This window comes from Chryseobacterium sp. Bi04, assembly GCF_918698085.1.
Taxonomy (GTDB): Bacteria; Bacteroidota; Bacteroidia; order Flavobacteriales; family Weeksellaceae; genus Chryseobacterium.
Map to the genome: position 1 here is coordinate 18,406 of NZ_CAKKLP010000002.1, position 24,470 is coordinate 42,875.

19 protein-coding genes are annotated in these 24,470 nt (G+C 36.8%); 12 read left to right on the forward strand and 7 right to left on the reverse strand.

What is annotated here, in order from left to right:
• Positions 1-225: 225 nt before the first annotated feature.
• Both LQV47_RS04445 and LQV47_RS04450 read left to right on the forward strand, forming a co-directional pair.
• Positions 226-3,912: a fibronectin type III domain-containing protein gene (locus LQV47_RS04445; RefSeq protein ID WP_230034267.1), complete on the forward strand. Its 3,687-nt coding sequence runs from the start codon at positions 226-228 to the stop codon at positions 3,910-3,912.
• Positions 3,913-4,049: 137 nt separating this feature from the next.
• On the forward strand, positions 4,050-6,011 hold the full coding sequence (locus LQV47_RS04450; protein WP_230034269.1) for a T9SS type A sorting domain-containing protein: 1,962 nt from the start codon (positions 4,050-4,052) through the stop codon (positions 6,009-6,011).
• A 92-nt stretch (positions 6,012-6,103) separates the two neighbouring features.
• On the opposite strand, the gene LQV47_RS04455 is transcribed toward LQV47_RS04450, so the two are convergent.
• Positions 6,104-6,262: a hypothetical protein gene (locus tag LQV47_RS04455; protein ID WP_230034271.1), complete on the reverse strand. Its 159-nt coding sequence runs from the start codon at positions 6,260-6,262 to the stop codon at positions 6,104-6,106.
• Positions 6,263-6,305: 43 nt separating this feature from the next.
• Positions 6,306-7,133, reverse strand: a complete 828-nt coding sequence (locus LQV47_RS04460) for an ion transporter (protein ID WP_230034273.1) — start codon at positions 7,131-7,133, stop codon at positions 6,306-6,308.
• A 192-nt stretch (positions 7,134-7,325) separates the two neighbouring features.
• Here LQV47_RS04460 and LQV47_RS04465 point away from each other — a divergent pair, with 192 nt between their 5' ends.
• On the forward strand, positions 7,326-8,423 hold the full coding sequence (locus LQV47_RS04465) for a Nif3-like dinuclear metal center hexameric protein (protein ID WP_230034282.1): 1,098 nt from the start codon (positions 7,326-7,328) through the stop codon (positions 8,421-8,423).
• Positions 8,424-8,426: 3 nt separating this feature from the next.
• The gene (locus tag LQV47_RS04470; protein ID WP_230034284.1) at positions 8,427-9,203 is read left to right on the forward strand and encodes a hypothetical protein; all 777 of its coding nucleotides are present in this window, start codon (positions 8,427-8,429) and stop codon (positions 9,201-9,203) included.
• A gap of 362 nt (positions 9,204-9,565) precedes the next feature.
• Here the strand turns inward: LQV47_RS04470 and LQV47_RS04475 are convergent, their stop codons facing one another.
• Entirely contained in the window at positions 9,566-11,344 is a 1,779-nt protein-coding gene (locus LQV47_RS04475) for a long-chain fatty acid--CoA ligase (protein ID WP_230034286.1), read from the reverse strand.
• Between the two features lie 231 nt (positions 11,345-11,575).
• Between LQV47_RS04475 and LQV47_RS04480 the strand changes: the two genes are divergently transcribed.
• The gene (locus tag LQV47_RS04480) at positions 11,576-12,715 is read left to right on the forward strand and encodes an acyl-CoA dehydrogenase (RefSeq protein ID WP_230034288.1); all 1,140 of its coding nucleotides are present in this window, start codon (positions 11,576-11,578) and stop codon (positions 12,713-12,715) included.
• A gap of 22 nt (positions 12,716-12,737) precedes the next feature.
• On the forward strand, positions 12,738-13,103 hold the full coding sequence (locus LQV47_RS04485) for a hypothetical protein (RefSeq protein ID WP_047485689.1): 366 nt from the start codon (positions 12,738-12,740) through the stop codon (positions 13,101-13,103).
• 229 nt (positions 13,104-13,332) lie between these two features.
• On the opposite strand, the gene LQV47_RS04490 is transcribed toward LQV47_RS04485, so the two are convergent.
• From LQV47_RS04490 to LQV47_RS04505, 4 genes are all read right to left on the reverse strand, one after another.
• Positions 13,333-14,277: a DUF4349 domain-containing protein gene (locus LQV47_RS04490; RefSeq protein ID WP_230034290.1), complete on the reverse strand. Its 945-nt coding sequence runs from the start codon at positions 14,275-14,277 to the stop codon at positions 13,333-13,335.
• 402 nt (positions 14,278-14,679) lie between these two features.
• Positions 14,680-16,275 carry a peptide chain release factor 3 gene (locus tag LQV47_RS04495; RefSeq protein WP_230034292.1) on the reverse strand — a complete coding sequence of 532 codons (1,596 nt, stop codon included), beginning with the start codon at positions 16,273-16,275 and terminating at the stop codon, positions 14,680-14,682.
• 242 nt (positions 16,276-16,517) lie between these two features.
• Positions 16,518-16,970, reverse strand: coding sequence for a hypothetical protein (locus LQV47_RS04500; RefSeq protein ID WP_230034294.1), 453 nt, complete (start codon positions 16,968-16,970; stop codon positions 16,518-16,520).
• 118 nt (positions 16,971-17,088) lie between these two features.
• A complete protein-coding gene (locus tag LQV47_RS04505) occupies positions 17,089-17,793 on the reverse strand; it encodes a hypothetical protein (protein WP_230034296.1) in 705 nt (234 codons plus the stop codon).
• A 108-nt stretch (positions 17,794-17,901) separates the two neighbouring features.
• Between LQV47_RS04505 and LQV47_RS04510 the strand changes: the two genes are divergently transcribed.
• From LQV47_RS04510 to LQV47_RS04535, 6 genes are all read left to right on the forward strand, one after another.
• A complete protein-coding gene (locus LQV47_RS04510) occupies positions 17,902-18,732 on the forward strand; it encodes a CPBP family intramembrane glutamic endopeptidase (RefSeq protein ID WP_230034298.1) in 831 nt (276 codons plus the stop codon).
• A 36-nt stretch (positions 18,733-18,768) separates the two neighbouring features.
• Positions 18,769-19,350, forward strand: a complete 582-nt coding sequence (gene rdgB, locus LQV47_RS04515) for an RdgB/HAM1 family non-canonical purine NTP pyrophosphatase (RefSeq protein ID WP_230034920.1) — start codon at positions 18,769-18,771, stop codon at positions 19,348-19,350.
• Between the two features lie 156 nt (positions 19,351-19,506).
• Complete coding sequence (locus LQV47_RS04520; protein ID WP_230034300.1) at positions 19,507-20,421, forward strand: ribonuclease Z; 915 nt, start codon at positions 19,507-19,509, stop codon at positions 20,419-20,421.
• A gap of 10 nt (positions 20,422-20,431) precedes the next feature.
• Positions 20,432-21,199, forward strand: coding sequence for a TIGR02757 family protein (locus LQV47_RS04525; RefSeq protein WP_230034921.1), 768 nt, complete (start codon positions 20,432-20,434; stop codon positions 21,197-21,199).
• 9 nt (positions 21,200-21,208) lie between these two features.
• The gene (locus LQV47_RS04530; protein WP_230034302.1) at positions 21,209-21,739 is read left to right on the forward strand and encodes a hypothetical protein; all 531 of its coding nucleotides are present in this window, start codon (positions 21,209-21,211) and stop codon (positions 21,737-21,739) included.
• 260 nt (positions 21,740-21,999) lie between these two features.
• Positions 22,000-24,357, forward strand: a complete 2,358-nt coding sequence (locus LQV47_RS04535) for a choice-of-anchor L domain-containing protein (RefSeq protein ID WP_230034304.1) — start codon at positions 22,000-22,002, stop codon at positions 24,355-24,357.
• The last annotated feature ends 113 nt before the right edge of the window (positions 24,358-24,470 follow it).

Here is a 24,470-nt window from a genome sequence, read left to right on the forward strand (position 1 = left end):
CAATCTGTTTATTCTGTTGCTTTGTTAGTGTTGTTTTTAAAGGTTTGATAATCAATATTTTATAATTTTTCATCAATTGATGAAAAAATGTTAAAACTAAATAATTGTTTAATTTTTGTTATAAATAATGGGTATTTATTAATTTTTAATTATTGATTTAAATTAATTTATGATTTTTAATTTAATATTTATTTAAATTTACCCTCTAATTTTTATTTACTATATATGAAAAAATTTCTACTCACGTGCATGGCTGCTTTTTTTTATAGCGTATCTGCACAGGTAGGTCCTCCACAAACTGCAAATCCTAATACCAATAATGGATATGGATTTGTTCAGAGTCTGGGTACCTACACTCCGTTATCTGCAGGTAAAACGGTCTGGCAGTCAGGAACTGTTTTGAATACAGATGCTGCTTCTGCAGCTATTAGCCTGCCCGCTCCATTTAAGTACAATGGTAAAACGTACACCAGTATTTACATCAGCAACAATGGGTATATTACCTTTGGTATTGCTCCTTCAGCCGGTAATACCAGTGTTCTGACTACCAATACCGCTTTTGAAGGTGCTGTAGCCGGATTTACAGCTAATTTAAGAGCTGCTAATACCACTACTTCAGAGATTGCTTACGAAACAATCGGTTCCAAGTTTGTCGTTCAGTATACAGATCTTCAAAGTAACAGTGGCTCTTCTGCCCAAAAGTTAAATTTTCAGATTGTATTGGATACAACAGACAATACCGTAGAGATTTTGTATGGTGATTGTACTTCCGGAACTTCTACGTTAAGTGGACAGGTAGGGTTAAAAGGAGGAGAGAGCTCTGATTTAAATAACAGGGTAGGAACCGACTGGACGAATACTGCTGCTGGGGCAGGATCTACCACTACATCCTGTACCTTAGGAACTACTAACGGAAATACGGTTCCGGCTTCCGGTCTTAGCTTTAAATACACTCCGGGAACATGGGTGGGTACTCCATCATATGCTTCTATGCCTTATACTGAAACTTTTTCGGCCTGGGGTAATGGAAATTCTGTGGGTGATCTGCCCAATGCTTCAAACTGGAGGTCATGGCCTTCCAGAGGAGATAATTCATGGAGATCTACCGAGTTGACAGTGGCTAATGCCGGCTTTACAAGCGTCTCAGGATGGAACGATGTCTCAGAAACTACTGCCACGCCTATTTCTTCTCCGGCAACAGCTCCTGCGGCAAGATTCCATTCTTACCACGTTTCTGCAGGTCTTTATGGATATATGGATCTGTATATTGATTTATCTTCCGGAACAGGGGAGAGGGTGCTTTCTTTTGATTATGTGAATGCTTCCGGTACAGATAATTTAAAAATACAGCTTTCAACCGATGGTGGTGCTACCTTTACAACGGTAGGAACTGCTTTCGGAACTTCTGCTACCTGGTCTAGTAAAAACGTTGTACTAGGCTCCAATAGCTCTACTGCAGTGATAAGATTTCTTGCGACAGGAGATTTTGGAAGTGATGATATATTCATAGACAATGTTAAAGTGGGCGCTATGAACTGCCTGATGCCGGCAACGGTTACTACCGGAACCACAACAGCTACCACTGTTCCTGTCAACTGGACGGTTACTACTGCAGCTCCTACTTATGATATATATTACAGTACCTCAGGAACAGCTCCTACTGCTGCATCTGTACCAACCTTTACAGGAGCTACTGGTACAACTCAAACCCTTACAGGACTTACACCGTCCAGTACCTATTATCTCTGGGTAAGGTCCAATTGCGGAGCTGATCAGAGTATCTGGGTATATGGGTCTACGTTTTCAACCAAGACATTCTGTCCTAGTGTATCTGCACCTTCTTCATCTGCCACCGCAGTGGCTTTGAAACCTACATTTACATGGGCAGCCAATGCTGACGCTACCGGCTATAAATTATCTATAGGAACAACTGCAGGTGGAACTGATGTGTTAAATGCTTTTGATGTAGGAAATGTTACTACGTATACGCTGCCTAATGAGCTGGCTTATAATACAAAATATTATTATACAATCAATTCTTATAATGCCACCCAAACTTCTACGGGTTGTACAGAAAGGAATTTTACTACCTTATCAATTTGTCCTACAGTGTCTGCACCGGCATCTTCTGCTGCTGATGTTTCGTTATCACCCACCTTTACTTGGTCTGCTGTAACCGGAGTTAACGGATACAAATTAAGAATAGGAACCACTCCCGGAGGAACTGATGTGATGAATAATGTAGATGTAGGAAATGTAACTACCTATACCTTACCTACCGTTCTTAATAATTCAACAACCTATTATTATTCAGTAGGTGCCTATACAGCTACACAAAGTTCAACGAACTGTACAGAAAGAAACTTTTCGACTGTTTGTGGTACTGTTACATCTTTCTCTGAAAATTTTGATGGAGTAGCAGCAGGAAGCTGGCCTGCATGCTGGGGCAAGGTAGGAACAGCTGGAAGTGCCAATATTCAGACCAGTTCAATGGCAAGTGCTCCCAATGTCCTGTATATCTATTCTTCTACCACCAGCAATATCGCGGTAGTGAAAATGAGACCGGTAAGTGCATTAGATACAGGTCTTTACAGATTGAGATTCAAAGCGAGATCAAATTCTACCGTAGGAGGAAAGGTTGAAGTGGGATATTTAACAGACCCAACAACAGCATCTTCTTTTGTAAGTCTCGGTATTTTTACAACTACCAGTATATCTGTTCTGGATAATTTTATAATAAATAATATTACCGCTCCGGCAGGAACTACCACACTTGCTTTCAGACATACAGGAAGCCCTGCAAACAGTATTCTTATTGATGATGTAAACTACGAACCGATTCCTGCATGTTCAGAACCCACAGCATTAGTGGCATCTGCTGTTCTTGCTCAAAGTGCTGATATTTCATGGACAGCTCCGGCAACTGCTCCGGGCAGTGGATATGAAATTTATTATTCTACCTCCAATGTAGCCCCTACTGCAGCAACTGCAGCAACAATAACTAATATTACGGCTACTAGCAGAACTTTATCAGGCCTTACCCCTAATACAACCTATAATGTTTGGGTAAGATCTAACTGTAACGGCACAGATAAAGGAGCATGGGTAGGTACGGCAATATTTACCACGGCTTGCCTGGCGGTTGTTCCTGCTTATACCAATGATTTTTCTACATTTCCGGGAACGTGTTGGTCACAGGCTTCCGGAGGAACGCCTGCTACAGGTCCTACAGGAGCTTCCGCATTATGGATTGCAGATGGATTCCTTAATTCCGGAACTACGGGTGCTGCTAAAATGAATATTTACAACGACAACAGAGTTGGTTGGCTTAAAACTGCAGCATTTGACCTTTCTGCCGGAGGATATAAAGTAGAATTTGACTATGCTGTGACAGACTATGCTGATACTGTTTCATCTCCTATGGGAAGTGATGATACCGTGCAGTTTGTGGTTTCAACAGACGGCGGAACTACATGGACCGTATTGAATACATGGACAGCAGCCAACGGGCCTTCCAATGCATTAAATACTTATTCTTTAGACCTTACCGGATATACCAATCCTAATACAATCTTTGCATTTTACGGTTCTTCGGGTACGGTAGATGATCTTGAAGACTATGATTTCTTCATAGATAACTTTAAAATTTCAGCTGCACAGCTGGCTACTTCTGAAACAAAGGTTAAAGAAGGGCTTAAAGTGTACCCTAATCCGTTTACTGATAATATTAATATTTCAGATGTTTCTCAGGTGAAATCTGTTTCAGTCATTGATTTGGCAGGAAGGGTAGTGAAAACTATAGAGTCTCCTTCTTCTGTCCTTCAATTGGGAGATTTAAACCATGGAATGTATTTGGCTGTATTATATATGAAAGATGGATCCAAACAGACTTTTAAAGTCATAAAAAAATAAAATTCTTTATTTTTCACTTATTAATTAATCAGTAGCTTTATAGCTGCTGATTTTTTTTAATAATTTTTTAAATTTTTTAACATTGTGTTGAAATTATTGTTAATTTGGTAATCAAGTTAACACTAAATTAAAAAAATATGAAGAAAGTATTACTTTTATGGCTGCTTACAATAAGCATGATACTAAATGCTCAAATCAACCTTGGAGAAGGGAGCACTGAGACCGGGAACGCCCCGGTAGATCCTTATTATGAATATTCATATATTCAGCAGATCTTTACCAAGCAGGAGATTAACGCGAATGCGGCAGGAAACATCACCGGCCTTAAATTCTACCTGGATGCTTCAGCGTCTATAGATAACTCATCAGACTGGATTGTTTATCTGGGCCATACAGCAAAAACAAATTTTACATCTGAAGATGACTGGATTCCTGTAACCCAGCTGACTCAAGTGTATGCGGGAACCGTTACTAATGCCAATGGAGTAATAGAAATAACTTTTGCTACCCCATTTCCATACAATAACACACAGAATTTAGTCATTGCAGCAGAAGAAAATGCACCAGACTACGATGATGATAACATATTCTCTGTATTTAAGTACGGTTCTGTAACAGACCGTACCCTTTCTTACAGCAGTGATTCAACAAATCCTGACCCTGCAAGCCCGCCAACAGGAGAAATGTTGGATTACAGGTCTGTAGTGAGCCTTATGGGTCTTACTATCAATCCTGTTCCTGCCTGTCCTATGGTTGGGTATCCGGGAAATAATTCAACCTTTATACCGGTGTCGCCAGATATTACCTGGAATGCCCCTCAGGGAGCTACAGGCTATAAGATTTCTATAGGGACCACACCTGGAGGAACTGATATTGTTAATCAGCAGTCTGTAACTGTCAACAGTTTTACACCTTCATCCCCATTAGCTATTGATACGGATTATTATCTTAAAGTAACAGCAGTAGGTACAGGAGGTGAATCTGTAGGATGTTCCGAGATTAAATTCAGAACAGCTCCTCCTGCTTCTGCTAATGATGAATGCGCAAATGCCATCGCGCTTACAGTAAATCCAGATATGAACTGTGGCACTGTAACATCCGGATACACTTTGGGAGCAAGTGACTCAGCATTACTTACTGATCCGTGCTATGGTGAGGCAGATGATGATGTGTGGTTTAAATTTACAGCAACAGCTACCAGTCATGCAATTACGCTCAGCAATGTAGCTTCTATTGGAAGTGTTTTTAATGAGGATGCCTATTATCAGGTTTTTAGCGGAGATTGTGCAAGTCTTGTCAGTACGCTGTGCGGATATGGAGGAATGGAAATTCTTACCGGTCTTACGGCGGGGGATACTTATTATGTAAGGGTATACAGCTATGGAGGAGCAGGGGAAGCTCAGAGCTTTAATTTATGCATCGGAACCATACCTCCGCCACCAGCTAATGATGAGTGCTCAGGTGCTTTAACTGCCGCTGCATTCCCATATAGCTATACACAGTCTGATGCTGCAGGAGCCAGTAATAATGGAGCATACCTTGAAGAGTGTACGAATGGGATGAATGATGGAACATGGTTTACTTTCACAGGGGATGGCAGTACTTTTGATATCACCGTAACAACACCTGCAGATAGTTATTTTGATTCTCAAATCGGTGTATTCAGTGGTGCATGTGGCAGCTTAACTTGTGTGGATACTATAGATGGAAACGGAGCTGGAGAAACAGAAACAATTTCTATCCCAACTGTTGCCGGAACGGCCTATTATGTGAATGTAGGAAGTTACAGTACATGGTCTGACGATTTAGAAGGAACATTTACGATTTCTATTAATAAAGAAAACCTTGCAACTTCAGAAACTTCTAAAGCTAAAAATACAGTTCAGGCCTATCCGAATCCATTTACAGAAGTACTGAATCTCTCAAAAGCTGATCAGATAAAATCAATTTCTGTTTCGGATGTATCCGGAAGATTGATGAAGAGTATTGATCAGCCGGCTTCAGTTCTTTATTTAGGAGATCTGAAATCAGGAATGTATTTAATAACGCTACACATGAAAGATGGATCTAAGCAGACTATTAAAGCGATTAAAAAGTAAAAAGAACAGCTTTGATTTCTTATCATAAAAAAAGGAAGAGTGAAATATTTCGCTCTTCCTTTTTTATGGTGATATAGAGTATTTATGACTCATTATTTATTGGGTACTGGTTGTATATCTCCTGTATTCATCATATCAAAAACTGTGGGAAAGAACATGACAAGAATAAAGTAGATGATAATCATTAGTACAACTAATGCAAAAAGGATAATGACTAAGCTATTGGGCTTGTTTTTCTTTTGTGGTTCCATGATTTTGTGGTATTTGGTTGATAAATTAAATGAATATAAAATATCAAGCTAATTTCTTGCCACATTGTTTGCAGTATCTGGCATCATCATCAATATCTTCGTTGCCACACCGCTCACATACCTTTTCCAGATTCTGTCTTTTATTGCGCATTTCTGCTGTTACAATTCCGGTAGGAACTGCAATAATAGAATAACCGGCCAACATCAGAACCACTGCAAAAAACTTCCCTAAAGGTGTAATAGGAGATACATCTCCATATCCTACTGTAGTTACAGTAACCACAGCCCAATAAATAGATTGTGGAATGGTTTCAAACCCCGGTCTTCCTCCTTCCACCATAAACATCAGGGAACCAACAATTACCGAAAAAATAATTAAGAATAAAAGGAAAATGTAAATCTTCCGGGAGCTGTTTTTTAGGGCTCTGACAATCACGGAACCATCATTCATAAAGTCCATAAGGTTGAAAACCCTGAAAACCCTGAGCATTCTCAACATTCTGAAAATCAGGAAATATTTCGTTACGGGAAAGAAGAAGCTTAAGTAAAATGGAACCAGTGCAAAAAAATCAATAATCCCAAAAAAACTGAAAATATAGTGTTTCTTATTTTTTACCACGGCAATCCGCATGGAATATTCAATGGAAAAGAAAATAGAGATAATCCATTCCAGGATCAAAAACGTATAATGAAATCTTTTGTCAAGCTGAGGTACACTTTCCATCATAATGATAGCAGTACTGGCAAGAATTAAAGATAGTAATATGATATCGAAAAGTTTTCCGAGCTTAGTGTCGGACCGGTAAATTATCCTGTAAAGGTATCTTTTCCAGAGGGAGTCTTCGGGAACAAGATTGTGTTCTCTTTCCATTTAAAATCGGGTTATTTTCACAATGAAGATAATCATTTTTATGAAGTATGAAGTAAAGATAGGATTGTTAAAAGGAAATTCCAAATATTACCATCTGGCATTATTATGGATCAGTAGGTTCTTATTGAGGCAGAAATTGTTTCGGAATCCTTGTAAAATTAATATCTTCGCTGTAACTGTAAAAATAGACTAATGAAGCTAAGAGCTGTAATTTCAAAGATTGAAGAGGAAATAAGTATCAGACAGGCAGAAGATTTTGATAATGTGGGATTGCTGTGTGGTGTTCCGGATCGGGATGTGAGTGGAATTCTGGTGTGTCATGATGCATTGGAAAATGTAGTGGAAGAGGCGATCCTGAAAAACTGTAATCTGATTGTCTGTTTTCATCCTATCATATTTTCAGGGCTAAAATCCTTAACCGGTAAAAATTATGTTGAAAAAGCTGTTTTAAAGGCTATTGAAAATAAAATTGCCATTTATGCTATTCATACAGCATTTGATAATGATTTCTTTGGAGTGAACTACGGAATATGCAGTCAGCTGGGATTAAAGAACATGAAAATTCTTCAGCCTAAAGAAAATAACCTGAAACAACTGACGGTTTTTGTACCTAAAGACTATTCTGAAAAGGTAAAAGAGGCTATGTTTTCAGCAGGAGCCGGAAATATAGGCTTTTATGATGAATGCAGTTTTACAGTCAACGGGAACGGGACATTTAAGCCGGTAGAAGGTTCCAATCCATTTTCCGGAGAGCAGAATATCCGTGAGAATGCTGATGAGGATATGATTTCCGTAATTTTTGAATCCTATAAACAGGGGCAGATCATTGGTGCAATGAAAGCTGCGCATCCATATGAAGAGGTGGCCCATCAGGTGTACAATCTGGATAATAAAAACCATCATGCAGGACTTGGAATGTATGGAGAGCTTGCGGAAGAAATGGATGAGAAAGATTTTCTGCAGTTTGTAAAAGAAAAATTCAGTCTTGAGGTGATAAAACATTCTGCCTTTACTCATAAAAAAATAAAAAAAGTAGGCGTTCTCGGAGGATCCGGAGCCAGTGGTATAAGAGCTGCAATGTCCAAAAAATGTGATGCTTATCTCACAGGGGATCTTAAATATCACGATTATTTTTTAGCTGAGTCTAAAATGCTGATCTGTGATATAGGCCATTATGAATCAGAACAATTTGTAAGTCAACAATTATTTGAAATTTTATCACAAAAATTTAGTACATTTGCAATTTCAAAATCTATTGAAAAAACAAACCCAGTAAATTATTTCATTTAACATATGGCAAAAACCAACGATATTTCAGTTGAAGAAAAATTAAGAGCTTTATACGATTTACAGATCATTGATTCAAGATTGGATGAAATCCGAAATACTAGAGGAGAATTGCCAATTGAAGTTGAAGATCTTGAAATCGAGATTGAAGGTCTTGAGAAAAGAGCTGAAAAATTTCATGCAGACATCAAAGAACAGGATGATCAGATTAAAACCAAGCATGAAGTTATTAACCATGCAAAAGCTTTAATTGAGAAATATAAATCTCAGCAGGATAATGTAAGAAACAACAAAGAGTTTGAAGCATTAGGAAAAGAAATTGAATTTCAGGATCTGGAAATTCAGCTTGCTGATAAGAGAATTAAAGAATTCGGGGTTAAAATTGCTCACAAAAACGAAACTTTAAGCGAATTGAACGCAAAGATTGATGATTTAAAGAATCACTTGAAATTCAAGAAAGAAGAATTAAATGATCTTGTGTCTGAAACTCAAAAAGAAGAAGAATATCTTTTAGAGCAATCTAAAGAATTCGCAGGTAAAATTGATGAAAGATTATTGGCTTCTTACAACAGAATCAGAACAAACTCTATCAACGGTCTTGCAGTAGTAGGATTAGAAAGAGGGGCTCCAAAAGGATCTTTCTTCACTATTCCTCCTCAAAAGCAGATGGAAATTGCTCAGAGAAAGAAAATCATTATTGACGAACACTCTGGAAAAATCCTTGTAGACGATGAGTTGGTAATGGAAGAAAACGAAAAAATGAAATCTGTAATTAAATTCTAATTATCGATTTTAAATAATACAAAAGCTGTTTCAGAGATGAGGCAGCTTTTTTTATAGTCTTTTTGAAATAGATGTTGCTTTTGGGAGATGGTTGTAAACACTGATGGCACAAATGTTTTCACAAATAACACAAATGCTTTTTAAACAGAACTTCTTCGCTGTTATGAAAATGCTGGTTTAGATTCCTTCGAAATGACAAAACAGGACGTTGGGTGGTTTGAAATACTAAAATATTCAATAGAAACGGACTTTAGTCCGTTTATTTTAAGACCCCTATTCCAATGGCTTTAGCCTAAACATTAAAAACATCATAATCTTTTTTTAAAGCATAAAAAACCGCTCCAAAAGAAGCGGTTAGTGTTTTATTCATGATGATCATACATCTTATTGTAGAGGGACATAAATTTCTCTTTTACAGCCTTTCTTTTTAGCTTTAAAGTTGGAGTAAGCAGTCCGCTTTCAATACTCCATATTTCAGGAGTCAATTCAATCTTTTTGATTTTCTCCCAGTTTCCAAGGTGCTCATTAATATCCTCAATTTCTTTTTCTATCCTCTGTTTCAATTCAGTGCTTTTAGCAATCTCTTCAGGGGTAGCGCCAATATTTAAATTATTTCGCATGGCCCAGCTTTTTGCAAATTCAAAATCAGGCTGTACCAACGCACACGGCATTTTTTCACCATCACCCACAACCATGATCTGTTCGATGAATTTAGATGCCTTTGCTAAATTTTCAATAGTTTGAGGTGCTATATATTTCCCGCCTGAAGTTTTGAACATTTCTTTTTTACGGTCTGTAATCTGTAAAAATCCATCACTGTCAATATGCCCGATATCTCCTGTTTTGAAAAATCCGTCTTCAGTAAAAGCTTCTTTGGTCATTTCTTCATTTTTGAAATACGCTTTGAATATAGAAGGTCCTTTTACTGTAATCTCGCCATCTTCCTGGATTTTTACCTTTAAATTATCTAAAGGTACCCCTACGGTTCCCACTTTCATTTTTTCAAAGCTGTTCACCGAAATTACCGGAGATGTTTCCGTTAAGCCATATCCTTCCAAAATAGGAATTCCTGCATTCTGGAACATAAGGTTCAGTCTTGTAGATAAAGCTGCTGATCCGGAAACTAAAGTGACAATTTCACCTCCCAAGCCTTCTCTCCATTTAGAAAAGACCAGTTTATCTGCGATGATTTCCTGTATTCCGGATGGTTTTGAAATTTCTTTCTTCTTACTAATCAAATTTAAAGCCCAGAAGAATATTTTTGATTTCAACCCACCTGCAGAAGAACCGGTATTATAAATCTTATCATACACCTTTTCTACCAGTCTCGGAACAACAGTCATATAATGAGGTTTCACTTCTTTTACGTTTTCTCCCATTTTTTCGATGCTTTCAGCAAAATAGAGTGAAAATCCTTTGTATTGGTAAAGATAAAACAGCATTCTTTCAAAAATATGACAGATAGGCAGGAAGCTTAATGCTCTTGTTTCCTTGTAGTCAAGGCTTCTTTTCTTGGGAATCCTTGGAATAGATCCCAATACATTAGAAACGATGTTATTGTGGGTCAGCATCACCCCTTTAGGTCTGCCGGTAGTTCCGGAAGTGTAAATAATCGTTGCCAGGTCTTCGGTATTGATAGCATTGGAGAGATCTTCTACTTCAATTTGTGTAGATTCATCCTTACCGAGATCCAGAATTTCTTTCCAGTTGGCAGCACCGCTTATATTGTCGAAAGTAAAGATCCCCTGTAGGCTGGGAATATTGTGTTTTACTTTCATTACTTTATTCAACAGCTCTTTGTCAGAAACAAAACAATACTGTATTTCTGCATTATTGAAGATGAATTCATAATCTTCCGGGGAGATACTGGGATAAACCGGTACCGAAACAACACCGATCTGAGACATTCCGAAATCCATGATAGCCCATTCCGTACGGGAATTGGTAGTAATCAATGCAATCTTATCTCCTGGTTTTATTCCCAGTTTCAGTAATCCTCTGGATATCTTATTTCCTTCATTAATAAACTCTTGGGTAGAAGTTTTTTTCCATTCACCATGGTATTTGGTGACAAACATATCCGCTTTAGGATATTTTTCCAAAGCGTAGTGAGGAATATCGAATAATCTCTTTATCGTCATGATTTTTTAAGTAATTTATAAAGAAATCTAAATATAAGCATTTTTTTTAATTTTTGAAGTTTGAATGAGATAATTGAATGTTTACCATAATATATTGATTATTTTATAACGATAAGTCGCTTTGAAGTCTACTTTTTTTAACTAACTTCTAATCACTCTATTCTAACTTCTAATTTATATTTCCAGATTTGCTTAAAAAGTGTAAATTTACGGCTATCTAATTATTTTTTTATGAACTTTAATTTATCAGAAGAACAGTTGATGATTCAGCAGGCGGCAAGAGATTTTGCACAAAATGAATTATTACCTGGAGTTATTGAAAGAGACCGTGACCAGAAATTCCCTGCAGAACAGGTTAAGAAAATGGGTGAGATGGGTCTTCTAGGAATGATGGTTGATCCACAGTATGGAGGGGCAGGTATGGACAGTGTTTCTTACGTTTTGGCAATGGAAGAAATTGCAAAAATAGATGCTTCAGCTGCTGTTGTAATGTCTGTAAACAATTCATTGGTTTGTGCCGGTCTTGAAAAGTTTGCTTCTGAAGAACAAAAAGTAAAATACCTTACTCCTCTTGCTAGCGGAAAGGTAATCGGAGCATTTGCATTATCTGAGCCTGAAGCAGGTTCTGATGCAACTTCTCAGAAAACAACGGCAGAAGATAAAGGAGATTACTATCTTTTAAATGGTATTAAAAACTGGATCACAAACGGTGGAACAGCTTCTTATTATATCGTAATTGCTCAAACTGACCCGGAGAAAAAACATAAAGGAATCAATGCTTTTATCGTAGAAAGAGGATGGGAAGGTTTTGAAATCGGACTGAAAGAAGACAAATTAGGAATCAGAGGAAGTGATACCCACTCTTTGATCTTTAATAATGTAAAAATACCGAAAGAAAACAGAATTGGTGAAGACGGATTCGGGTTCAACTTTGCAATGGCCGTGTTGAACGGAGGAAGAATCGGAATTGCTTCTCAGGCATTAGGTATTGCCTCGGGAGCATATGAATTAGCTTTAAAATATGCTAAAACCAGAAAAGCTTTCAAAACCGAAATCATCAACCACCAGGCAATTGCTTTTAAATTAGCTGATATGGCTACTCAGATTACTGCAGCCAGAATGTTATGCTTCAAGGCAGCATGTGAAAAAGATGAAGGAAAAGACATTTCCGAAAGCGGGGCTATGGCGAAACTATATGCTTCTCAGGTAGCGATGGATACTACTATTGAAGCAGTACAGGTCCACGGTGGATACGGATATGTAAAAGAATATCACGTAGAAAGATTAATGAGAGATGCAAAAATCACTCAGATCTACGAAGGAACTTCTGAAATTCAGAAAATCGTGATCTCAAGAAGTATCGCAAAATAACTATTTTTAAAACACACATTCTATGAAAAAATCTTTGTGGATCACTCTCGGTGTCGTACTGCTATTGTTAGGAGTATTTGTATGGTATAAGTACTTCTTCGTCTTTGGAGAAGGCGTGAAATCCGGATACCTGAATTATGCCATGAAAAAAGGCTATGTCTTCAAAACGTATGAAGGTAAACTGATTCAGGAAGGATTTGGAAAAGGTAAAGCAGGAGGTATTACAAGCTATGAGTTTGAATTTTCTGTGGATGACCCTGAAGTTTTCAAACAACTGGAAACCAATAGCGGTAAAACCTTTGATCTCCATTACAAAGAATACAATGGGGCACTTCCCTGGAGAGGAAACACAAAGTTTGTCGTAGATAAAGTAGTGAATATGAAATAACAGAAAGGCTTCCCATGTGGAGGCCTTTTAATGTATAATGTATAATGTGAACATTAAATACCTTCTACATCAATAGAAACGGGCTTTAGCCTGTTTTTTTGAAAGAACCATCCAATTTGGCTTTAGCCAAAACCTAATAAGTAAAGAAGAATAGAAATCAACGCAACGCTGATTATTTAAATTCAAATTTCCAGCAAAAAAAATCTATCACGGGGATAGATTTTTAATTCTAGTGAGAATCGTTACCAGGAAGGTTTTTATTCCTTTTTTTGTAAAAATAATATCCAATACCGCCAATCAGGAATAAAGGCCATAAGGGAAGGATAAACAAGAAAATAGAAGCAATAGCACCCCAACCGGATGAAATGGCTGCCAAAGATTTCTCTCCGAAGTTTTTAGGCTCTTTTTCAGTTTCTGTTTTGTCTGTAAGGCTTACTGAGATACTGCAAATAGCATTATCCGTATAGTCATTTCCTGAAACCTGAATGTTTTTACTCTCAATATCACCAATACTATTGTTTAAAGCATCCATTAAACCGTCAAAATTCTGAATAGGAACTTTAATGTCCATAGTATATACTTTTTGATCTTCACGTCTGCGGTCTGCAGATTCTATATAAGAAAGATCTTCACTTTTGATATACCCGTTGTTTTTAAGGGCCTCTTCCTTAATGATTTCTTTTACCGTTTCGGCATTATCTGCTTTAATGGAGATCTGACCGGATTTTACCATTCTGTTTTTAGGCATGTTCAGTTCATAACTGTCATGTTTTGGCTTGTCTTTATAAATCACTTTGGTTTCTTTGATCACCTTGGGAGCTGGAACATTAACTACTATTTTTTCAGACTTCTTTGCAGCAGAATCCTTTTTCTCCACCTTAGATTCCAGTTTTGTAGAGGCAATTTTATCAGATAAAGAATCTACAACCTTTGATGTATGTTCTATTTTTTGCTGGATCTCGTTTTTGGTATTTTCAAAATCTTTTATTTTGATATTGGCAGAATCAAGAGTTTTGCTGATGGTATGGCTGGCATTGTCTATAGCTTCTGTAGCAACACTAGAAGCACTGTCTGCCGTCTGTATTGTTTTTTCAAGTTGAGATTGCGCAGCTTCTCCTTTTTTACACATAATAAAGGTGCTTGATATAGCTACCAGTAAGATGAACTTTTTCATAACATTAATTTTTGATGAAGTAAAATTAGGAGGAGAGTGCCTGAAACCCTTGTAAATAGAATGTATTATGCTGGTAAAACGATAACTGCTATATTTCCAGTGTTTTGTATTTGTTTTACAAGAGATTTACAAAGCCGTTTTGCAGATCCCATACTGCTTTTGATGGGATTTTACCAGGATATATTTGAATCTGTCAGACTTTATAGCTGAGTATATCTTTATTGATCCGAAGACTGAAGAGATTATGTAGATTTTTATGAAAATAAATAAAGGAAATAATCTTGGCTTAAAGCAAGACCTTTTTAGTTCCTCATAATCTTAAAGGAAAAGTATTCTTCTTTACAGAATAAAAAATCCGCAGAGAAAAACTCTGCGGATCTATGTTTTTAGCGATTCTGCTTATTAATGATCTTTAAACTCACTGATGAAGTGCAGTTTTACATTCGGGAATTTTTCCTGCGTCATATGAATCGTAAATGAAGAGTCTGCTAAAAATACAAGCTGGTTGTATTTATCTCTGGCAAGGAATCTTTGCTTTAATCTTGCAAATTCTTTAAACTCTTCTGATTTTTCATCAGCTTCTACCCAACATGCTTTGTGCATAGATAGAGGTTCATAAGTACATTTAGCACCATATTCGTGTTCCAGACGGTATTGGATAACTTCATACTGAAGGGCTCCCACTGTTCCGATAATTTTTCTATTGTTCATTTCCAGCGTGAATAGCTGTGCAACTCCTTCGTCCATCAGCTGATCGATACCTTTTGCCAACTGCTTGGCCTTAAGCGGATCATTATTATTGATATAACGGAAATGTTCCGGAGAGAAACTAGGAACTCCTTTGAAGCTAAGTTTTTCACCACCGGTCAGGGTATCACCAATTCTGAAGTTTCCTGTATCATGAAGACCTACAATATCACCGGGAAAGCTTTCCTCCACTACTTCTTTTTTATCAGCAAAGAAAGCATTGGGAGATGAGAACTTCATCTTTTTACCTTCTCTTACCAGCAAATAATTTTCATTTCTTTTAAAGGTTCCCGAAACAATTTTTACGAATGCCAGTCTGTCTCTGTGTTTAGGATCCATATTAGCGTGGATCTTGAACACAAAACCTGTAAAATTGCTTTCTTCCGGTTTTACTATACGAAGGTCACTTTCTTTAGGTTGCGGCATAGGAGCAATTTCGATAAATGCATTCAATAGTTCACGTACCCCAAAGTTATTTAATGCCGAACCGAAGAATACCGGCTGAAGATCACCGTTCATATACTCTTCACGATTAAATTCAGGATATACGGATTGAATAAGCTCTAGTTCATCTCTTAATGTTTGGGCCGCTTTTGGACCTATGGCCTCATCAATAGAAGGATCATTGATATTATCGAAAGTGATGGATTCTCCTACTTTTTGTTTTTTCTCTTCCAGGAATAACTGAATATTGTTTTCCCAGATATTATAAATACCCTGGAAGTCACTTCCCATACCAATTGGAAGGGAAAGCGGAACCACTCTTAATCCGAGTTTTTGCTCTACTTCATCCAACAGATCAAAAGCGTCCTTACCTTCACGGTCAAGTTTATTGATGAAAACAAGCATAGGAATGTTTCTCATTCTGCAAACTTTCACCAGTTTTTCTGTCTGTTCCTCAACCCCTTTTGCAACGTCAATTACAACGATTACAGAATCTACAGCAGTTAAGGTTCTATAGGTATCTTCAGCAAAATCTTTGTGACCTGGGGTATCCAGGATATTGATTTTATGATCTTTATATTCAAAAGCCAATACGGAAGTGGCTACAGAGATCCCTCTCTGTCTTTCAATTTCCATAAAGTCGGAGGTAGCTCCTTTTTTTATTTTATTGGATTTTACCGCACCCGCTTCCTGGATAGCTCCCCCAAAAAGAAGTAATTTCTCCGTAAGGGTAGTTTTTCCGGCATCCGGGTGGGAAATAATCCCAAAAGTCTTTCTTTTTTGTATTTCTTTGAGTAAGTCTGACATATCGTATTTTGAAGTTGCAAAAATCGTGATTTTTTATGAGGTTTTCAAATAAAATACGAGAATGTTAGTTGTAAGGTTCAGGTTGCGGAGTTAGAGGGTTTCAGAGTGGGGAAATAGCGTTAATCGTATGGATGGCTACTCCTTGCTTTTGTTGTCCGGATCAAGCATCAGTTTCGCTCTGTCAGATAGGTAATTTTATATCTAAAAGTTACTTTACATCAGCAGATTGTATGTTTTATTAATTAATTCTTAAAATAGAGCCAGTCCGTTACATAATCATTGCAACCGCTAAATAAATAAGTATCAAATGCTAATTTAAATCTATATTTTTGCTTTTCTTTAAATGCCTTTGAAATTCTTCCGGGAATAATTGTAGCTTTATATTGTTTAGATTCTCCTTTCTTGAGATCTGTCATTTTGCCAAAGCATTTCTTTATATTTAAACAATTTACTCCATCAAAACTGTATTTTATATCCTGATATTCTTTTTTTTTATCATTATAAACCTGTATATCTGTTGGTCTTGCCCATATATCAGGATATTGCTTGGGTATTTTTATTCTTTTATCCTCTTTATTTGTCATTGTAAAGATTATTTCTCCATTTTCGGAAAGTGAAGTATTTGAAAAAGAAAGTTGACAAGTCTGTTGTGCGGATAAAAAACTGGCTAAAAATAGTAAAAGGGACTTATACATAATTAATTTTTTATTTAAAGAAACCTGATTTTTCAAAACCTTCTGCACAAAACCTATAAAAGAGAATGTTATTGGTTTTATTTTTTTTTAATGTGCTAATCTTAGAATATAAGTAAACTTAGGTATTATACTTCATATAAACAAATACCATAAAACAGATAAACCCAACGCAGATAAGAGCCAGCAGAATGAAAACCCAGGTTGTCAGTGCACTGCCTTTTTGGTTGATCTTCCATGTTTTTGTATCAATAGAATAAGTGGAAAAAACGATGGGATCTATCTTTAAATCGGAACGGAAAACAGTGATTCCTCTCAAAAAGTGGGCATATAAAGCTTGTTTATTCTTTACAGCAAAAAGCGGAAGATTCATATCGATACGTCTTGTTGTCTGGTCGGTTTTTTCTGATTGTATAATGACTTCAAGCCACGGAATAATTCCTGAATTTGTAGTACTTACTGTCCGGATATCAAAGTCCTGCTCTGAAGTCCGAAGATCGGTATAGAGTATTTTATCTACAATTTCGTCCTGCGAATTATAAAATAAGAGGCCACTTTGGTCAACAATAATTTTACAGGCCATTTTCTTGCTTTTTACAATGTAGTGCCAGGTAACAGGAATTAATATTGGAAGCGAAAGCCCCCAGCATAGCAAGGTTGGATAGAACATAGTCTCCAATCCTCTTTTATAAATTCCATACACGGGACCCAAAACGAAAAGAACAAAGAAGAAAAAAAGCAGGCCAAAAAAAGTCACGTTCAGAATAAGAGTGATCAATCGGTTTATTGTAGATTCAATACTGGGAAATGGAGATTCTGTCTTCATTTTTTATACTATTATGGTTATCGGAGCGAAAATAAGAATTTCCTTTTTTAGTTGCCTGTGGCATTCAAAAAAATTATCTTTGTTTCCATAAATTTTACAGAGAAAAGAATGGAAAATAGCAAATATCCAAAGTTTACTTTCACATGGCTAGGAGGGCTTACTTTGGTAGTGGGACTGTTTGTAGGAACAATGGCTGTTTCTTTATTCAGTACTTTTTGGAAAGTAGCTTTCAAAGAAAACCTTGAACTAAAAGACTGGTTTTTGATGGTGGCTAATTCTGTAGGATTTCTAACTGCTATTGCCTTTTTTGATTTTTTCATTGTAAGGCGTACTACCAAAAAGAAACTCAATTTCAACCTTTCTTCAGTTAATTTTTATACCTATCTTCTGATTTTCCCCATGATGGCCGGGATGATGTTTATTGCAGAGTTTGTTACCTCTTTAATCCCAACTACAGGTCCTGTTTTTGGAGACTTTTATGAATATTTTATTCAGCTTATGAACCAGTTGACGGATGATCCGGTAGTGATGATTATTATGACTGTAATGTTAGCCCCTATTTTTGAAGAAATTATATTCAGAGGAATTATTCAGAAAGGGCTTATCAATAAAGGAGTTAAACCATGGAAAGCTATCGTGTATGCTTCCATTATTTTTGGAGTCGTTCACGGAAACCCATGGCAGTTTATCAGTGCAGTGATACTGGGATGTATACTGGGTTTGGTATATCATAAAACAAAAACTTTATTGCTTCCCATACTCTTGCATGCATTCAATAACCTGAGTCTCTCATTATTGGTGCTTTATGGTAAAGATGAAAGTTTTGCAAAAGTTTTTAATGTTTCAGAATGGCTTATCCTGGCCGTTGGACTTGTCCTTTTTTCATTATTCTACTACCTTTTTATGAAAAAATATAAAGTCCATTATTCTGAAATTTAAATAGATACAGCTAGAAAATAAAATTGGAAAATGAATATAGAAATGGAATTATTAGTAGCCACACACAACGAACATAAGAAAGAAGAAATCCAGCAGATCTTAGGAAGCGAGTGTATTGTGAAAAGCCTTACGGACTATAATATTCATGAGGAAATTGTAGAAGACGGAGATTCTTTTCATGCCAATGCTTTGATTAAGGCAAAATACTGCTTTGAAAAAACAGGAGTTCCAAGCTTGGGTGACGACAGCGGTTTGGTTGTGGAATCTTTGGACGGAAGGCCCGGAATATTCTCTGCACGCTATGCTGGAGATCATGATTTTGCTAAAAACATCGAAAAAGTTTTAGCAGAAATGACCGGTATCGAGAATAGAAAAGCTTACTTTGTTACTGTTTTGTGTTACTATGATGAGAATGGGGCTCAGTATTTTGAAGGAAGAGTTTATGGAAATCTACTGACAGAAAATAAAGGATTCAAAGGGTTTGGCTATGACCCTATTTTTGTTCCGGAAGGCTATGACAGAACCTTCGCAGAAATGGCTCCTGAAGATAAAAATAAAATCAGCCACCGCAGACAGGCATTAGATCTTTTTATGGATTTTTTAAAGGTGAAAGATTAATATAAAGACAAGAGTTTGCGATCCGGGTATTTGCCATCACACATGGAAGAAACTCTGGATTTGTTGAGCTAGTCTTATGCTTTTCCTATTTAAATTGGACGGTAAAATCTACGTTTTAGATTTTCTGTTGTACATTTGTTATAATAAATTATTGATTTGAGTACTTATTTAACGATATTAGGCTTTAATTCAGCAATACCGACTATCAATACTTCACCCACTGCTCAGCTGCTGGACATGGAAGAAAGACTTTTTCTTATTGATTGTGGTGAGGGAACACAGGTGCAGTTGAGAAAAGCAAAAGCAAGATTTTCAAAAATCAACCATATTTTTATTTCTCATTTACATGGGGATCACTGTTTCGGGCTTCCGGGACTTATTGCATCTTTCCGTCTTTTAGGAAGAGATAATCCGCTCCATGTGTATGGGCCGAAGGGGATTAAGAAGATGCTGGATACTATTTTTGATATTACAGAAACACACCGTGGCTTTGAAGTGGTATACCATGAACTGGATAAAAACTATTCAGAAAAAATTTATGAGGATAACAGGGTAGAAGTATATACTATTCCCTTAGATCATAGGATTTATTGCAATGGTTACCTTTTTAAGGAAAAACCAAAGGACAGGCATCTTAATATGAAAGAAATTGCCAAATACAGTGAAATTGAAACCTGTGATTATCATCATATCAAAGCAGGAAAAGATTTTGTGCTAAGTGATGGTTATGTTCTTAAAAATGAGATTTTAACGCTTGATCCGGCACCGGCAGTATCTTATGCTTTTTGCAGCGATACCCGTTATCTGGAAAGTGTACTTCCGATTATTAAAAATGTAACCGTTTTATATCATGAATCCACCTTCCTTCATGATTTGAAGGAAATGGCAGATTACACAGGGCACTCAACCGCTTTGGAGGCGGCAACTATTGCTCAGAAAGCTCAGGCCGGAAAACTTATATTAGGACATTTTTCCAACAGATATGGTGATCTAACGGTATTTACAGATGAGGCAAGAAATGTTTTCCCCAATACGTTTTTACCTAAAGCATTGGAAAGTGTAAAAATTTAAATTGAATATGTTGAAGTTTGAAGAATTAAAAAGTTTCCTGGACGAAAAGGCTGACCGGTATAATACTCCAGACTTTATTGAAAATGACCCCATACAGATTCCGCACCGTTTTTCTTTACAGCAGGATATTGAGATTGCAGGATTTTTAGCAGCTACAATTTCCTGGGGAAACAGAAAGTCAATTATCAGTTCAGCTGAGAAAATGCTCGGTATTATGGGAAATTCTCCCTATGATTTTGTGATGAATTATTCAGAGAAGGATTTGGAAGATATTCAGAGTAAAAGTATCCATAGAACTTTTAACGGTCAGGATTTTGCTTACTTTATTAGGCAGTTCAACAGGATTTACAAAGAAAATGAAAGCCTGGAAAATCTGTTTGAAGTGAAAGAATCGGAAACCAATTTTCTGCATGCTATTGAAAGATTTAGAAATAGTTTTCTGGAGACGGAAAAGCACAGAAGTCATAAACATATCAGTTCTCCCGGTAAGAATTCATCTGCAAAAAGGATCATTATGTTCTTACGATGGATGGTACGCAAAGATAAACGGGGAGTAGATTTTGGAATCTGGGAAAACATAGATCATAAATATCTGTCAATTCCACTGGATGTTCATACAGGGAATATTTCGAGAAAGCTAGGGTTGATTTCAAGAACCCAGAACGACTGGAAAACAGTTGAAGAGCTCGATGTAGCCATCAGGAAGTTTGATGAAAATGACCCTGCAAAATATGATTTTGCTTTGTTTGGACTTGGAGTAACTAAGGAACTCTTGTAAAAAAAATGGATGAAAAAATATAATGAAAAAACAGAAGTTCTTGAAAAAATAGCAGATAATATTACATCATGGATAGGTTCTATTCCATCTTTGATAGTACACACTCTGCTTTTTATCACTTCATTTCTGCTTCCTATTCTGAATATTGTGGAACTTGATAAGATGCTTCTTATACTTACCACAGTACTTTCTTTAGAGGCAATTTACCTGGCTATATTTATTCAGATGTCTGTCAATAAAAATCACGAGAAAATTGAAGATATCCAGGAAGATATTGAAGATATCCAGGAAGATATCGAAGAGATCAGTGAGGATATTGAGGAGATCAATGAAGATATTGAAGATATTCAGGAGGATCTGGAAGAGATCAGTGAAGATATTGAGGAGATTGCTGAGGATGAAGAAGATGAAGATCATAGTGAAAGAGCAAAAAATGTAATATTGAAAAGCAATGTGAATTCCAATAAAAATGAAATAAAAGCTTTAAAGGATATTATCAGCCAGTTACAGGGTGAAATTGATCAGTTGAAAAAGAATTGATTTCTGATCATCGCAGGTGTCTTGAAATAAGGCTATACTATTTTATATTGTCATACAGCATAATAACAGATCAGTAAACATTGATCTGTTTTTTTTATGGATAATTATTTTTCCTGATTAAATTTATTGCTGTAGATTTATGAAAAACATAAAAATAAAAGCATTTGTTGTAAATTTTGATATTAAAATTAACATAAAGGTTTAGAAGAGTGAATTTGATATCTGTTTTTTTTTATTACATTTGGGCAAATAAAATTAAAATGTTACATTATAGATCTAAAAACTATTTTTTTCTTTTAGTATTTTTATTGACTTCTATTGCTGTATTTTCTCAGACTTCACCTAGGAGAAAACCTCCAAAAGTGAAACCTTCTGCAGAAAGTCTAAGAGCAGGAACATTTATAGACATCAATGTACCTCCTTATGCGGCCTCCAATTATACTCCTGAATTATTGGTAAAGAATATCCTGATTAACGGAGGAACTAACTGTACTACAGCGAATGTATCCAATGTTACGGTATCACCCAATCAGGGGTTGGATAATGTAAACAGATTCTGGGGATATTTCAATAAAGGAACAGCTAATTTTCCTTTTACTGATGGTATTGTACTAACTACAGGGTATGCAAAAGAAGGGGGAAATACTTTCAATAGCCACCTTGGATCATCTCCCGGTTCAGGAAGTGATCCCGATCTTGTAGCAGCTATTAATCCACCCTATAATTTACAGGATGCGGTAGCTCTTGAATTCGATTTCGTTCCCAATTCTACTCAGGTGAAGTTTAATTATATATTTGCTTCCGAAGAATATGCTTCCAATTATCCGTGTACTGACTATACAGATGCCTTTGCTCTCCTATTGAAAAAGGTGGGAGATCCTACCTATACAAATCTTGCGGTATTGCCGGGTGGGGCAGGGCCTGTAAGTGTAACCAATATTGTCCCTGCGGGAAATGGTTTTTCTTGCGGTCCCATCAATGCCACTTACTTTGGAGCCATGAATACTCCGCATGTTGGGATTAATTATAACGGTAGAACAACTCCTTTAACGGCTGTTGCTGATGTAATTCCAGGGCAGACCTATCATTTTAAAATGGTGCTGGCAGATGCGAGAGATCCGGGGTATGATTCGGCAGTTTTTTTAGAAGGAGGGTCTTTTGATATTGGAATTAAAATTGTAGACGGAACAGGAACTGCTTTACCCGGTACAATTAATATGTGTGATAATACGCCACAACAGCTTAAAGCACAGGTGGCAGCTATTCCCGGACTGACCTTCCAATGGTATAAAGATGGGGTTTTAATTCCCGGAGCAACCAATGCTATCTATACGGCAATCCAACCGGGAGTTTATCTTGTAAAAGTAATGATTCCGGGGAATCAGTGTCCGGGAGAAGCTACTATTACGATTATAGGAGGAACCAGCCCAACTGTACAGAATGCAGAAATGAAACTCTGTTCAACACCTACACTTAGTACATTCAATTTGGAAAATGCCAAGCCTATGATCAGTACTACACCGGGAGCTGTATTCCGTTTTTATACCACCCAGGCTGACGCGCAGGCTCAGAATAACAACTTCATTACGAATCTTACAAATTATAACGGAACTGATGGCCAGGTTTTATATGTAAATGTTTCCAACGGAGCATTCTGTAGTAAAATAGCCACACTTACTTTAAGAAAAGAAGAAACTCCTGTTGCCCTGCTTAAAGCTTCAAGATTGAAAATCTGTGTAGGAGAATCCTTGCTGCTGACGGCAGAAGGCGGGGTAACCTATCAATGGAATGATAATTCCGGGGCAGGAGCCATAAGAACAGTAAGTCCTACTCAGACCACCACTTATACAGTGTATGCGATAGGAGCTCAGGGATGTAAATCTTTGCAGACGGCTACAGTGACCGTAGAAGTGGTGCCTGCTATAGTTTCTTCATTAAAAGGTGGGCATATCTGTCAGGGAGACAGGATTCTCTTAGATGCAGGTTCCGGACCTTCATATACCTATGAATGGAGTACAGGAGAAACCACCCAGGCTATTACAGTGGATACACCGGGTGAATATACGGTGACAATAAGTAATGGAGTGTGTTCCGAAGTGTTTAAGACTCAGGTAATTCGTGCTGTAATCCCGGCAATAACAAAAGTAGATTTTAATGAGAATGGTACTTTGATTCTTACCGCAAGCAATCCGAGTAACGGAACTCTGGAATATTCAATAGATAACGGAGTGAGCTGGCAGTCTTCCAATGTATTTGGAAATGTACCTAAGAATAAGCTTATTTCCATTAGGGTTAGAGTTAAATATACAAGCTGTGAAGGATTCCTGGAGTATTTTACTTTTGTTATGAAAAATGTAATTACTCCAAACGGAGATAATATCAATGATGTAATTGACTTCAGAGGGGTGAGCAGCTATAATGGATTTAGTGGCTTTGTTTTTGACCGCTATGGAAGAGAGGTTTATAAGGCTGAAAAAATAAGACCTTATTGGGATGGTTATTTCCAGGGTAAACGACTGTCTACGGGTACTTACTGGTATCAGATAACTTATGAAGATCCCGCCAGTAAACAGCCTACTGTAAAAACAGGCTGGATATTGCTTAAAAATATAGAGTAATTGAATTATCATTGAAAGACTGACTGTTTTGTCAGTCTTTCTTTTATTATTTTGAAATAAATAAAGTTGATATCCTATAATAAATAAACTTGCGTTAGTAATAATGTAAATTG

Coding starts and splice junctions, on each gene's coding strand:
- LQV47_RS04445 (WP_230034267.1), top strand. CDS start 226: ATGAAAAAATTTCTACTCACGTGCATGGCTGCTTTTTTTTATAGCGTA.
- LQV47_RS04450 (WP_230034269.1), top strand. CDS start 4,050: ATGAAGAAAGTATTACTTTTATGGCTGCTTACAATAAGCATGATACTA.
- LQV47_RS04455 (WP_230034271.1), bottom strand. CDS start 6,262: ATGGAACCACAAAAGAAAAACAAGCCCAATAGCTTAGTCATTATCCTT.
- LQV47_RS04460 (WP_230034273.1), bottom strand. CDS start 7,133: ATGGAAAGAGAACACAATCTTGTTCCCGAAGACTCCCTCTGGAAAAGA.
- LQV47_RS04465 (WP_230034282.1), top strand. CDS start 7,326: ATGAAGCTAAGAGCTGTAATTTCAAAGATTGAAGAGGAAATAAGTATC.
- LQV47_RS04470 (WP_230034284.1), top strand. CDS start 8,427: ATGGCAAAAACCAACGATATTTCAGTTGAAGAAAAATTAAGAGCTTTA.
- LQV47_RS04475 (WP_230034286.1), bottom strand. CDS start 11,344: ATGACGATAAAGAGATTATTCGATATTCCTCACTACGCTTTGGAAAAA.
- LQV47_RS04480 (WP_230034288.1), top strand. CDS start 11,576: ATGAACTTTAATTTATCAGAAGAACAGTTGATGATTCAGCAGGCGGCA.
- LQV47_RS04485 (WP_047485689.1), top strand. CDS start 12,738: ATGAAAAAATCTTTGTGGATCACTCTCGGTGTCGTACTGCTATTGTTA.
- LQV47_RS04490 (WP_230034290.1), bottom strand. CDS start 14,277: ATGAAAAAGTTCATCTTACTGGTAGCTATATCAAGCACCTTTATTATG.
- LQV47_RS04495 (WP_230034292.1), bottom strand. CDS start 16,275: ATGTCAGACTTACTCAAAGAAATACAAAAAAGAAAGACTTTTGGGATT.
- LQV47_RS04500 (WP_230034294.1), bottom strand. CDS start 16,970: ATGTATAAGTCCCTTTTACTATTTTTAGCCAGTTTTTTATCCGCACAA.
- LQV47_RS04505 (WP_230034296.1), bottom strand. CDS start 17,793: ATGAAGACAGAATCTCCATTTCCCAGTATTGAATCTACAATAAACCGA.
- LQV47_RS04510 (WP_230034298.1), top strand. CDS start 17,902: ATGGAAAATAGCAAATATCCAAAGTTTACTTTCACATGGCTAGGAGGG.
- LQV47_RS04530 (WP_230034302.1), top strand. CDS start 21,209: ATGAAAAAATATAATGAAAAAACAGAAGTTCTTGAAAAAATAGCAGAT.
- LQV47_RS04535 (WP_230034304.1), top strand. CDS start 22,000: ATGTTACATTATAGATCTAAAAACTATTTTTTTCTTTTAGTATTTTTA.